This window comes from Streptomyces sp. NPDC001393 (assembly GCF_053597455.1).
In genome coordinates this window covers 106,049-119,733 of record NZ_JBSFIH010000022.1, presented here as the reverse complement: position 1 = coordinate 119,733, position 13,685 = coordinate 106,049, and the positions used below count along the sequence as shown (strand labels likewise).

Sequence of the window (13,685 nt, the reverse complement as noted above, 5' to 3'; positions counted from 1 at the left end):
TCGACCCGTGAGACCGGAATGCTCACTGTTCGACCCAGGTATACCTATTCCACACCGCTTCCCGGTCTCCGGCTTCCAAGAGGACCTGGAACCCCATAGGCCGTGGGAGTAGACATCCCTTCGGCCAGGTGATCTCCTCTCCGGCGACGTCGATTTCTACGTCCTCGGTGGCCTCAGAGATTTGAAGGTTATAGAACGTCCGATCCCGGAGCATCGTGACCGTGGAGAAATCCGGTTCCACAGTCACAATGACACAGTCGTCCTCCCCGTCATCCAACGTCAGACCCATGGACACGTTCTTCGGAAGTGCTCCATAAACCTCAGGGAGGTTCGACAGACCAACCTTTGAGTGTTGGTACGAGGGGTTCCAAACCTCGACGGTGACCACATTGGACATTGTCTTACCTTCCAGGAGCGAGAACGAACTTCCCAACACTCCGAATGTACGTACCGACATGACCGAGAGGGTCGTAGACCTCGAGTGTGTCCAGGTCTAGTTGTTCGGCATAACCGGCCATGGAGTTCCGACAGAACCGGCAGGTGACCCGGTCTGTGTATATCTTTGCATTTCCTCCGGAGTACCCGCGATCCAGAGCCTGTGTAACCATATCTCCTTCGGCATGATCCTCGTACGAGGTGGCCGTCATCCGGTAGCCCTTACCCGGGAACGGGACCGGGCGCGGAAGCTTACCGTTCTGTCCGTACACGGCTTCCCGGTCGCCGTCGAAGACCATCTTCCCAAGAGTGTTCTTCTTGGCGCCCTTCACGCCGGCCGCGACGTCCGCGTCTTCCTGCGCAACAGAATTCATTCCCATGTCCTGACGCATCTGGCCCAACTCGTTCTGGACCGCAACATTGCAGTTGTGGACCAGAACCGGTGTGGCGCCAGCCTCCACATAGTACGTGTGGGAGGCGGACCCTTCCTGCCTGGGTTTTCGCAGGTGAGGGGCAAATCAACGGTGCGTCGGCGTCCGTCGGTGTGTGCTGGAGTGCGTCCCGGTTGCCGTCACCGTTGCCGTCAACGACCGTGCCCGCTCTGCGGGTTGCTGTCGGCCTACCGGCATACGACCGGCCGGAGTGGGTGGGTCCCTCCTCGGTCGGGCAGCTTCGCCGGACCAGGGTTCTCCAGGGGCCGCCAAGGCTCACACCGTGACGCTTGCGCTCGGCCTTGGCGGCCCCTGGAGGTTCCTGGTACGCCTCCGGGGCCCGGCCGAGGAGGGACCCACCCGCGGCAGCCACTCATTCCCGCAGCTACGACGCACCCGCACACGATCGCCGGCCTCCTCCCCCTCCGAGAGAGGGCCGGGGTGTGGGGCAGAGCCCCACTGCTCTTCTCGGGTTGGCGTGCGTTGCTGGCTGTGGCGCCCGTGCGGGCTGCGGGCCGGAGCGGGACGGAGGCAGGAGCGGCGGCGCGCGGGCCGGGCGGGCGCCGCGCCGCGCGTGCGCGGCGCCTTGACCCCAGCGACATCGCCCGACGATTCACCGGACTACTCGACCAGGCAGGCATCCGACGAGTCCGCTTCCACGACCTCCGCCACACCTGCGCCACCCTGCTCCTGGAACAGGGCGTCCAACTCGTCACCATCAAGGAACTACTCGGGCACGCCAACATCAGCATCACCGCCCAGGTCTACGCCCACGTCCGGCTCCGCCTCCAACACGAGGCCATCGACGCGCTTAGCGAAGCCCTCCGAGACCCAGACGATCCCAACGACCCACCAGCTGCGGCTCTCGTCCGTTGACGTTGCCGTCAGCGTTGCCGTCAAGGCACACCGAGATGGCACGAAGGGCCCCACCGGAAGCAAGTCCGGCGGGGCCCTTTATCCATGTTGAAGGGCTACTCGATTACGCAGACGAGAAACCAAAATTCGCTACTAACCGAGCTTCAGGCGCTCCCCATTGATTTCGCCGCGAACCCAGTTGATGCATTCGGGCCGATCACCCGTGCCTGTTCGACAGAACTCCTCCAAGGCTGCACGAACTTGGGTAACAGGAAGCGTACTTCGAGGGTCATAGCAAAGAGGGCTTCCCGGATCGGAGAGAACTTGCGGGTCAAATTCTGGCGGCGTGGGATTGTCAGACACCCAACACCACTGAGAAATCTCATCCCCGGACTCATCAGCTCGTTTGGGACTTACATACCAAACAAGTCCGCCATACCCAGTTGAAGAATTCACCCCGACATGGAGATGGTTGTCCGGCCGCCAGCCACGAGTCTGAGCGGCGTGACGCTCGCTGGCGAACATGAACACCACACCATCACCGATGCCGACGCCTGGAATTACGCACTGTTGCTCTCGGATGACCTGCTCAATGAGGTCCGACATCTCCTGCCACGTCTCCGCATAGTGGTACGTGGAACCGATTCGAACGTTAAGAATCAACTGGTGCCCTACCCCAAATTTGCCGCGCTTCGGTGGCGCCTTGCTCCCAAACATTCATTACAGAGCCCTCAGGAAGGATTGCCCCGACAGCATCGACACAATTATGGAAATCACTACACATGCCCGTTGGATGATTAATCACGACATTAGCCTCAGTGATTCCGCTATCGCGCATCCACGCGGCGTATTTCGACTCCACATGCGTGTCCTGCGGGTATCTACCCAGGGGGTGAATCGGGTCGATAGCCTCGTCGCCCCTCCCTGCCGCTTCGTGAATGTAGGCATTGGTGCCAGACGACAGCGAATCCGAGCCGCTCTCCAACTCGTGCACCCCATCTTCTTCGCCGAGAGGCTTACCCTCCGCATCAAAGATCCGGCCTACGGTTGGACGCTTGCTCGCAAGGTCGCGACGAGCAGCTTCAACATAGTCTGGAGTATTACCACAGTTGTGGACGAGCACCGGCGTGGTGCCCGCCTCCACATAGTAGGTGTGGAGGGTGCCGATGGTCAGGTCGTAGGTCGTGGTGTGCGCGTGGTAGAGGCGGACACTGGTGACCTCGGCCGTGCCCGTCGGGGTCTGGAGGACGTCCCCGGGCGTCAGGTGCTGGGCGTCGACGAACGCCGAGCGGGTCTCGTCGTAGAAGGGGTGGTGGAACGTCGTCGTCAGACGCGCGCCCGCGTCACCCGCTTCCGCCAGGCCGGCCCCGCCCTGGTGGGCCGAACCCGCAGCTCCGGTCCCGACCTGGTGGGAACCCGCCGCGCTGACCGCCGCCACCGGTGCCGTCGCCGGCTGTTGGCCGTGGCCGTGGCCCGCTGACAGTGCGCCCAGTACCGCCGCCGAGGCTGCCAGGCCGAAGGCAGCCTTGCGGACCGCCTTCTTGGCCAGGGACTTGGCTGCGGCCTTCACCCCGGCCTTCGCCGCGTTCTCGGCGCCCGTTGCGGCCGTGTTCTTGATGGTCAGGTCCACGAAGTCGTGGTCGGTGCGGGTGACGATCACCGCGGTGACCTTGTGGGCCTCCACTCCCTTCGCGCCCGGTACCGAGTTGGCGATCACGTCGCCGACCTTCACCTGGTCGATCGCCTTGGCAGTGCCGCCGGCCATCAGCACCCGCGTGGCACCGGTGAAGCTGTGCGTCTCGCACTTCACCGGCTTGCCCGGAGCGTCCTCGCCCGCGCTCGGGCGCCCGGCGCCGGCCTCCTCCGTACTGGAGCCGGCCGAGTCGGATGCCGCGCGGCTTGCCGCGGCATCCGTGGCATCCCCCGCCGCCGCGTCAGCGGCCTCGGACGCTCCTCTGCCGAACAGTCCGCCGACCGCGTCCAAAGCCTTGGGCATGACCTTGGCCATGATCTTGCCGCCGACCGCGCCGAGGGCTCCGCCCAGGGCGCCGCCGATACCGCCGGCCAGGGCGGCTCCGCCGAACGCGCCGAGGCTGCAGGCGGAGCCGCCTCCGTTGGCGCACTTGAAGCCTTGTTCGACCAGGCCGCCCACCGCTCCCGACAGTGCGGCGCAGCCGATGGTGCCGATGCCCTCCGTCACCGCTTCACAGCCCATGAAGACTGCGGTGGAGGCGACGAACGAGGTGATGGCGGCGGCATGGTGTTTGACGAACTTCGCCGCGGTCTTCACCGCGTGCACGGTGGCGTGGTAGGCCCATCTCGCCGCATGGGCCGCGGCGTGGATGGCTCTTCTGGCCACACGGGCCACCGCGTGGTAGGCGGTTCGTGCGTAGTGGACGGCTGCTCGGTAGTAGTGCCTGACGTGCCGTGCGGCCCACCGGTAGATGCGTCGTGCCCGGTGAACGGTCCAGCGGTAGGCGTCGCGTACGTGGTGGTAGACGTAGCGGGCCGCGCGGTAGACGGTGTGGACCACCTTGTGAACGACCGTGGCGGCCGCGTGGTAGGTGTAGTCCCAGGCGTCGCTGGCCCACGACGAGGCGGTGTCCCAGGTGTCGGATGCCCAGCTGGACGCGGAGTCCCAGCTGCTGGAGGCCCAGCTCGAGGCGCTGTCCCAGGCATCGGAGACGGAGCTCGTCAGGTCGTCGAACCAGCCGTGTCCGCTCGGGTCCGTGCGAGTCAGCGGGTTGCCGTCGACGTAGGCGAACGGGTTGGCCGCGGCGGAGTTGGGGAGCGGGTTCAAGGACATGGTGTCCTTGTTCATGAACTGCCCGGTCGCAGGGTTGTACCAGCGGGCGGCCATGTTGACCTTGCCCGTGTTCGAGTCGGTCCAGCCGGACTGGTAGCCGAGCTGGCCGAAGGTGTTGCTGCTGGCCGTGGTGTTGCCCAGCGGGTCGTACGTCGTCGAGCCGGACAGTGTGCTCGCTCCGGCGGCGAAGGTGGCCACCACGTCGTCGTGCTGGTCGGTCATGGCCAGCCGGCCGGTCGAGGTGTCGGCGGCGCCGGTGTAGTTGATGCCGATCAGGCCGCCGGTCGGGTCGTAGGTGTAGGCGTAGGAGCCGTCGCTCGCGACCTTGTTGTCGGCACCGGAGTACTGCAGGGTGCGGGCCGGTCCGCCGCCCGCCGTGGTGTCGGTCATGACACGGCCGAACGCGTCCAGACCATAGGTCTGGGTGTCGGTGGTGATCTGCTGGCCGTAGGCGTCCGAGGTGAAGGACTGCGTTCCCGACGTGCTGGCCTGCTGGCTCAGCGTGCCGCGCGCGGTGTAGCTGTAGGTGTTGGTGCCGTCGGAGGTGAGCTGGTCGCGGGCGTCGTAGGTGTAGACGTTCGAGCCGACCCGGGTGCGGTTGCCCGAAGCGTCATACGCGTACGTGGTCGTCGACGTGCCGTTGTTCCACGAGGTCAGGCGGTCGGCCCAGTCGTAGGTGTAGGTGTTGTTGGACGCTCCCGCCACCCCGGTGGTGTTCTTCGACGTGAGGTTGCCGTTGAGGTCGTACCCGTAGCTGATCGACGCCAGCGTCGTGGTGCCCTGCTTGAGGGTGTCGCCGGTCAGTTCATGGGAGCTGTTGTAGGTGAACGCCCGTAGCTGACCGGTGCTGCCGTACTGGACGGTGGCCGGCTGTGACAGGGAGTTGTAGGTGTAGGTGAGGTTGGTGCCGGTGGCCGGGTCGTTCAGGGTGGCCAGTCGGCCGGCGTTGTCGTACGTGTATGAGGTCGTTCCGGCAGCGTCGGTGCGGGAGGACATCAGGCCGTCGTTGCCGTAGGCGAACGAGCTGGAGCCTGCGGTGCCGGACGCGGTGAGCAGGTCTCCGCGGTCGTCGTAGGTGAAGGATTCGTTGGTGGCGGCCTGGTAGCCGGGCTGCCCGGAGGTGCCTGCCACCGCGGTGGCGGCAGTCAGGACCCGGTTGTCGGCGTCGTAGGTGAAGTTGCGGGTGGCGGTGGCCGCTTCCGCGCCTGCGCCGGACTGCTGGGTGACGTTGCCGAGTTTGTCGTAGCCGATGTCGTACGACACATTGCCGGGCTGGACCACGTGCACCAACTGGCCGTCGCCGTTGTAGCTGTACGTGGTGGTGGAGTCGGCCGCCGAGGTGTAGGTGGCGGTCGTCGGGGCGACCACGCTCTCCGGCAGGCCGTAGGAGTTGTAGTTGGTGATCCAGCTGTTGCCGCGTCCGTCGGTGAAGCGGGTCCGGTGGCCTGCCGCGTCGTAGCCGAACGAAGTGGTGATGGAGGTGCTGGCGTCGACCGGCTGGACCTCCTGCGTCACCATCCCCGTGGCGTCATAGGTGAACGTCGATGTGTGGCCGTTCGCGTCCGTGGCCGAGGTGACGTTGCCGTTGCCGTCGTAACCCTGCGAGGTCTGCGCCAGCAGCGTGCCCGAGGCGTCGTACTGCTTGGCAGCCGTGGGCAGGTCGGAGGCGTTGTAGTCGGTGGTGCTGTACGTGCCGTCCGGCAGGGTCGTCTTCTGTTTGCGGCCCGCGAAGTCGTAGCTGAACCGGGTGGTGTTTCCGGCGCCGTCGGTGAGCGCGGTCGGCTCGCCGATGTTGTCGTAGCCGTACGAGGTGATCCGGCCTTCCGGCGAGGTCCGGCTGGCCAGGAACGCGCCGCCCGGGTTGGTGCTGCCGGCCGCGTACGACAGCGTGGAGGTCAGCGTCCGCGAGGACGGGAAGCGCTCCAGTGTGGTCTCGGTGATCTTGCGGCCCAGCCAGTCGTAGGTGGCCTGGGTCTGCGCGCCGGTGCCGTCCGTCACCGACAGCGGATCGCCGTTGGTGTCGTACGTGGTGTGGGTCTTGGCGCCGTTCGGGTCGGTGACCTGGGCGAGGTCACCCAACTGGTCGTACAGGTACTGGACCGACTCGCCGTCCGGCTGGGTTTCGGAGGTGACGTTTCCGTCGCTGTCGTACGCCCAGGTACTGGTCGCCGTGATCGGTGTCTGAGAGCCGGGCGGCGTGTAGTCGGGTTGGGTTTCGGAGACCTTGTTGCCGTTGGCGTCGTAGGCGGTGACGGTCTCGTTCCTGTTCGGGTCGGTCTCTTCGACGGCCTCACCGAAGGTGTTGAAGCCGCTGGTGGTGACCGGGTGCTCGGTGACCGGGGTGCCGCCGCCGGTTTCCACCGAGATCGCGGGCGCCGTGGTCACGGCGAGGTTTCCGGCCTCGTCGTAGGAGTAGTTGGTGGTGTTGGTGTTCGGGTCGGTCATCGAGGTCGGCAGACCGCGCTTGTCGTACGTCCACGTGGTGGTCTGCTGGTTGGACGAGCCGACGGTGCCGCCACTGCGGCCGTTGCCGTACAGCGTGCCGACCTCGGACGCGGACAGCGCCCTCGGATAGACCTGCACATTGGAGACCGAGCCGGGCAGCGGGTCACTTGCCGCGCCGTTGTACTTGTCGGCCCCGATCGTCAGCGGACCGCCGGCGTTCCACGGGCTGGTGTTGGTGCCCGTCCCGGCGAGCGCGCCGTTGACGTAGAGCTGCATCGCCCCGGTGCTGACGTTGTACACGCCTACCAGGTGCGTCCAACTACCGGTGGTCGGTGCGGAGGTGGAGTACGCGGCCGGGAAGCTGGCCGGATTGGCGGTGTCGGTGCTGGTGTCGACCAGACCCCACAGCGGCGCATTGGTGTGCGCGTAGTTGTACTGGAGCATGAACGCGCTGTTCTGCGTGCCCGTCTGGGCGACGATGGCGGCGTTGTGGGTGGGCAGCGACGACATGTTCACCCACGCGGACACCGTGTAGGACCCGGTGGTGTTGACCACCGGCCCGTTGGTCGCGATCTGCTGACCCGTGCCACCGCTGAAGGTCGCCGCGCTGTTGCCCCAGGTCGCGCCTGTGGCCGAGGCGGTGTTGCCGGTGCCGGATGCGTCGGCGACCGTGGTGCCCGAGGTCTGGTCGAGCTTCCACCAGCCGGAAGGGTGCCCGGAGGCGTCACCGTAGACCGTTCGCGAGGTGACATGGCCCATCGGGTCGTAGGCGGCGGTGGTGACGCGTTCGGCTCCGGAGGAGTCGTGCTCGTTGGTGGTGGCTGCCAGGTCGTCGGGGGTGTAGGAGACCTGGGTGACCCGGTTCACACCGCTCGGGTCCAGCGTGGTCGAGGTGGTGCGGGATGCCGCATCCACCTGGTACTGGGTGACCGTCGCGCCGTTGTTGGTGGTGCGCTGGGTGAGGTTCCCGGCCGCGTCGTACTGGTTCGACACCACCACGAACGGGTTCTGTCCGGACGAGTCCTTCTTGGTGATGGTCGCGACCAACCCGTCGTCCAGGTAGGTGTACGAGGTGGTGTTGCCCATCGCGTCGGTGATCGACGCCAGACGCCCCGCCGGGTCATACGCACGGGAGGACTCCACCAGGTCCCTTGCCGTTGCCGGGTTGACCGGGTCGCCGGTGTACCCCTTCAGGGTCTGGGTGAGCAGATGCCCCTCGGCGTCGTAGGAGTAGGCGGTGGTGGTGCCGTCCTGATGGGTCTCCTGGGTCCTGTTGCCGTAGGCGTCGTAGGAGTAGGTGGTCGTCGCGCCGTTGCTCGCGTTGGCGTTGGCGTTGGCGTCCTTCTCGCCGGCGACCTGGTCGTACTGGTTGTAGGTGGAGGAGATGGTGCGCGAGGCGTCTCCGCCCGTGGCGTCCGACACCGTCTGGGAGGTGACGTTGCCGTCCGCGTCGTAGGTCGTGCTGGTGACGGGGGTGTGCTGGGCACCGGTGACACGGTCGGTCAGGGTCGGCTCGGTCTCCTGCGTGACCTTGCCCGCACCGTCGTAGACGTAGGAGGTCTTCAGGCCCGACGGATAGGTGTCCGAGACGACGGTCTTGGTCAGCACCCGGCCGATGCCGTCGTAGGTGTACTGGGTGACCAGGCCGTCGGCGTCCGTGGTGGAGGCGACGTCGCCGTTGTGGAGGTAGGCGATGGTGTTGACCGCGCCGCCCGGGCTCACCGTCTTCACGGGCAGGCCGGCCGGGACGTTGCCGGAGTCTGCTGCCGGGTAGGTGGAGGTGCCGTCGCTGTAGGTGGTGGTCGTGGTCCGCCCGGAGGGGAACCCCGCCACCGCGGGCGTGGTCTCCGTGGTCTGGTTGCCCTTGGTGTCGTAGCCGTAACTGGTCAGGTAGGTGTTGTCGGTGGCCGAGCTGGACCGGCCGTCCCGCCGCGTCAGCAGCAGGTCGTTGCGCGGATCGGCGGTCGTCAGCTGCGCCGTGGTGTCGTCGGGGTAGTAGCTGAAGTACTCCGTGGAGCAGGTGTTGGCGGCCTGGTTCTGGCAGGTGGTCGTCGACACCGTGTTGCCACGCACATCGTGCCCGGTGGTGGTCGTCGCTCCGTTCGGGTCGGTGACGGTGTGCTCGAACCCGGAGGTGTCGTATCCGTAGCTGGTGGTGTTGCCCAGTCCGTCCGTCTCGGACAACTTCCGGTAGCCGTTGACCACGTCATAGCGGTACGTGAGGGTGGCGTTGCCCGGGTCGGTGACGGTGACCGTGGAGACCGGGAGGAGACCGGTGGAGTTCTTGCCGGCCGCGAAGTGCGTCTGAGTGTCCTGCGCCGTCAACTGCGACCGGTAGAAGGCGACCTCGGCGATGGAGCCGGGGAAGTAGCCCAGGGTGTTGGTGGGGTGGTTGGTCCAGCTGCCGCCCGCTGCCCCGGCACCGATGTAGGTGTAGCCCTGGCCGGTGGCCGACAGGGTGCCGGACGTGGTTCCCGCCTGGTTGCCGTCGAGGTACAGGACCTGGGCACTGGTGGACGCGGCGAGGATGACGTGGTGCCACTGCCCGTCGTTCACCTTGGCGGAGGTGACGATCTGGTTGCTGGTTCCGTGGCTGTCCCAGAACTTGCCGTACAGCTTGCCGTCGGTCCCGACATACAGCGCCGGGTTGTAACCACCGCAACCGATCGGGTTGTTGGTGATCGCACACTGCTCCTGGTCGAAGAGCACACCGCCGGCGGTGTTACCGGACGGCATCTTGAACCACATCTCCACCGAGTTCGGCCCCGTGGTCACCGTCGCGGTGGAAGCAGGCAGCTGCAGGTAGGAGGAGGTGCCGTTGAACGAGGCGGCACTCTGGTCGCTGAACGGGCCGGCTGCGCCGAGGGTGACCGCGTTGTAGGTGGCGGTGCCGCCGCGGACCTCGTCCGCTGCGGCGCTGGATCCGGCGGCGTCCCCGAGCCGCCAGTACCCCGCCGGGCCGCCGCCGAGCACCGCGCCGCGGTAGGTCTGCGAGGAGCCGGTCACGGACGGGGCGGCGAGCTTCCACACCCCGCCGTTCTCATCCGTGAGCTGGGTGACAGTGGTGGTGGCCGGGTCGTAGGCCACCTGCGCGAACTTGTTGCCGGAGGGCCGGGTGATCGTGGTCAGCAGGCTCGCCGCGTGCGTGCCGTACCGATACAGGGCGTTGACGTCGGCGGCGACCAACGGCCGGTTGTACCAGGCGACATCGGCGATCGAACCGTTGAAGTAGGTGGCGTAGCCGGTCTTGCTGGTGGTGCTGTAGTTCGGCTCGTCCGGCCAGCCGCCGCCGAGGAAGCCGGCGCCGATGTAGTTGAACGGCTGATTGGCGCCGAACGCCACCCCACTCTGAATGGAGACCGTGCCGGACAGGGTGCCGACCTTGGTGTTGTCCAGGAACAGCGACTGGGAGTTGCCCGCCGCCGACAGCACCACGTGATGCCACTTGCCGTCCGTCACCGCCGACGAGCTGACGATGGGCGCGGCGCCACCGCTGTACCAGAACTCGGCATTCAGCTTGCCGTCCGAGCCCACGTATATGGAAGGGGTGTAATACCCGGCGGCACTGCCCGCGGAGACGGGCGTCGAAGCGTAGGAGTAGAGCACCCCAGGACCGGCAGAGGTCTTGAACCACAAGGACAGCGCACCGGAACTGGTGTTGTTGCCCAGGTTGTTCGGCAGCACCATGTCCGAGGAAGTGCCGTTGAAGCCCGCCGCCGTCGCGGACCCCCCGGTCAACGGACCCGGCTGGCCCAGCGTGACGTTGTTGTAGGTGGCATTCGTCGTGCCCTCGTTGGCCAGCACCGCGTCCTTGGCAGTGGTGCCCGAAGCCTCGGACATCGGCCACAGGGTGTACGGGGCCAGGTCCAAGGAGGCGTTCTGGTACTGCGAGCCGGAGCCGTAGGCGTAGGTCGTGCACTTCGTGCCGTCGGTCGGCGCGCACACCGAGGTCAGTTGGTCGCCGGAGTAGCCGTAGGTCCAGGTCAGGTCGGTGCTCTGGTCCGTGCCGGCGACCGGGTCGGTGTACACGGTCGCCACATGCGCCGCGTTCGCGCCCGTCGGGGTGGACCACGTCAGATGCAAGGACCGGCCGGAGACCGCGGAGGCCATCTGGCTGACGTGGCCGCCGGACCAGGTGAAGTTCAGGGCCCGGCCGTTTGCGTCGGTGATCGAATTGATCCCGTAAGCCCCGGAACCCAGCGGCTGGGTGAACGTGTAGACGGTGTCGTTCTTGTCGGTCAGCGTATAGCCGCCCGTGATGGACTTGAACGTGGCCCACCGGCCCGACGGCGGCGAGAACGAGCCGTCGCCGTTCTTGCCGAAGCCGACCTGGGAGCCATCCGGATAGGTGACCGTGACCCCGGTGACGGACCCAGCGGCGTTGTACTGCTCGCTCGCCTGAGCGTCGAACACGCTCGACCAGCCCGCGCCGAACGCGCCCGTCCATCGAGGGTCACGTGAGTTGTAGTCGCGGTCCACATCCAGGGCGGGGCCCGAGTTGGACACGCTCGCATCGATGTCGGAGGTGGTGTAGTTCCCGATCGCCGGATCGAAGCCGTGCTCGCTGCTGTTCTGCGAGAGACCGGAGGTGATCAACGGCTGCGGAACCTGGATGTTCAGCGCCGACAGCGGCAGCGCGGGCGACCAGATCGAGGCGTCGTAGGCCTGCACTCGCCAGTAGTAGGTCTGCCCCCAGGTCAGCGTGCCCCCAGGGACGGTCCAGTCCCCGGTGGATATCAGGCCCGAGTCGGCGAGCTTGGTGTTGGTGTTGTCGTAGACCGTGAAGTCGTACTTGAGGGTGCTGCTGCTGCCCGTCGCGTTCGCCCCGGCCGCCCAGGCGGTCAGCTCCGGGGTGGTGGTGTAGGCGACCGCGTTGTTGTTCGGGTACTGCTGGTACAGCTGCGGACCGGAGTTGCCGGTGTAGGTCACGTCCAGCCACGGGCCGTTTCTCGGGTCCATGAAGGAGCCGAACTTCTTCCAGTGCAGGTTGTCCGCGGTGGACGCGTACACCGCCAGGCCGTAGTCGGCCGTCGTGCCGTTCATCCAGCCCTGGATCGCGGAGGTGGACAGCGGCACGTTCACCCAGTCACCGACAGTCGGGTCCGACGAGGTGTTCGCACAGGCGTGGGAAACCGTCGGGGTGGCATTACCGATCGACGCCCCGTAGGAAGGACCGGGGTAGGCCGTCACCGAACTCGGCGTCCACGACTGCGTGATCTGCGCGACATCGAAACGCTCCGCGGTACAGGTCGACGCCCACGTGTCGAACAGGTTCAGCGAAGCGGCCGTCACCGTGACGCCGGAGCCGTCCCAGCTGGTGTACCAGTGGTTGACGAAGCTGTTGGCCTTGGTCGTCCCCGAGTCGTACGAGCCGATCTTCAGGAACTCCTCATAGGAGTGGTCCCCGCCGTTGCCGGAGCCCGACTCGGCATACGTCGTCGTCCAGCCGTCTTGAACCTCGGGGTCCACGGTGACCGGGAAGACTCGGGCCGGGCTGTGCAGCCACGCGGCGTCCAAGATCACCTTCAGCGCCCACTGCCCGCCGGTGTGCACCAGTCGGTAGGTCACGGCGTGCGTGGTGGCCGGATCCCCGGAGCGGGGGTCGACCTTGGAGTCGTAGGCGTAGGCATGCGGGATCTCCGCCACCGTCTTGCCGGAGGCGTCGACCAGGGCGATGGAGCCGTCCTTCTTCTGGACCGGCGTCAGGCCCTTGAGTGCGAGCGGGAAGGTCCAGGCGTTGGCCGCCTGCGCGGAGTGGAGAACGATCCACTCCTTCACCCCGGTCGCCAGCGGAGCCAGCGACAGGTCGGTCTCCGGCAGCACACCCGGATAGGTGACCCTCGCGCGGGAAGCCGTTCCGGCAACCCTGGCCGCACCCTGCAGGCTGTAGGACAGCGAGTGGCTGCCGTCCACCGCGAAGGAGGTCAGAACCTTGTCGTTCGCCGACGAAGCGAAGTCGACCGACAGGGAGTTGGCCTTTTCGTGCCAGCGCCCGTCCGATGTCTCCTTCTGCACACTGGTGTCGATGGCCTGCCAAGAGCCCGATGCATCCCGGTAGTTGATCGGCCGCTGGGCGATCTTCCGGGTGATCGAACCGTCGGCGTTCGCGAAGTAGTCGGAGGTTGCCGAGGACTTGGCGGCGATACGGCGGCTCGTCTTGGCCGAGAACCCGGTCACCGTGTGGCTCAGGCCTCGACCCGCGTGGCGGGCGTAGGGCGCATAGGAGGGCAGTTCTCCCTTGCCCTTGCCCGGCCGGTGCCCCGCCCCACGGTGGGCCTTGGTGGCCGACACGGAGGCGTGGTGACCGTGGCCCGCCGCCGTGCCCGAGGCCTGCCGCGGCACCTTGCCCCAACCCGACGGACCCGCCGTCAGCCAGTCGACGAATCCGCTCAGGCTGGGCATCGACAGCGACGGGAGACTCCCTCCCATCGCCATCGCGTCCTGCGTCGTCAGCATCAGCGCGAAGCCGACCAGCGTCACAACTGCCACAGCGCGCCGCAAGCGTCGGGGCAAGACAAACCGCCGACGCGAGCGGTACAAGGAACGACGCCGCATGGTCACCAACTCCGCACAAGATAGGCGCAGAAACGAGCCAAACCCTGGCAGGAATGATCACCAAGCAGCTAGATCATCTGAGTAAACTTTAGATAAGGAACGGAACCAGCCACGAAGCCCTCGGCTCATGCGATTTGACGGGCTGTGGGGTGATTTCC

Annotated in this window: 4 protein-coding genes and 1 pseudogene; 1 reads left to right on the top strand and 4 read right to left on the bottom strand. The window is 66.5% G+C overall.

Annotated features, from left to right (window positions below; translation table 11 throughout):
- Positions 1 to 22 precede the first annotated feature (22 nt).
- Positions 23 to 388, bottom strand: a complete 366-nt coding sequence (locus tag ACWC2T_RS23715; RefSeq protein WP_450672336.1) for a hypothetical protein — start codon at positions 386 to 388, stop codon at positions 23 to 25.
- Between the two features lie 13 nt (positions 389 to 401).
- The gene (locus tag ACWC2T_RS23710; protein WP_450672335.1) at positions 402 to 896 is read right to left on the bottom strand and encodes a hypothetical protein; all 495 of its coding nucleotides are present in this window, start codon (positions 894 to 896) and stop codon (positions 402 to 404) included.
- Between the two features lie 549 nt (positions 897 to 1,445).
- Here ACWC2T_RS23710 and ACWC2T_RS23705 point away from each other — a divergent pair.
- Positions 1,446 to 1,742: pseudogene (locus tag ACWC2T_RS23705) on the top strand (tyrosine-type recombinase/integrase); the annotation flags it as partial.
- Positions 1,743 to 1,874: 132 nt separating this feature from the next.
- Here the strand turns inward: ACWC2T_RS23705 and ACWC2T_RS23700 are convergent.
- Together ACWC2T_RS23700 and ACWC2T_RS23695 are read right to left on the bottom strand one after the other, a co-directional pair.
- Positions 1,875 to 2,438: an Imm1 family immunity protein gene (locus ACWC2T_RS23700; RefSeq protein WP_450672334.1), complete on the bottom strand. Its 564-nt coding sequence runs from the start codon at positions 2,436 to 2,438 to the stop codon at positions 1,875 to 1,877.
- Positions 2,374 to 13,461 (bottom strand): LamG-like jellyroll fold domain-containing protein, encoded by an 11,088-nt coding sequence (locus ACWC2T_RS23695; RefSeq protein WP_450672333.1) that lies wholly within the window; start codon positions 13,459 to 13,461, stop codon positions 2,374 to 2,376. Before ACWC2T_RS23695 ends, ACWC2T_RS23700 begins: the two co-directional genes overlap by 65 nt.
- Positions 13,462 to 13,685 lie beyond the last annotated feature (224 nt).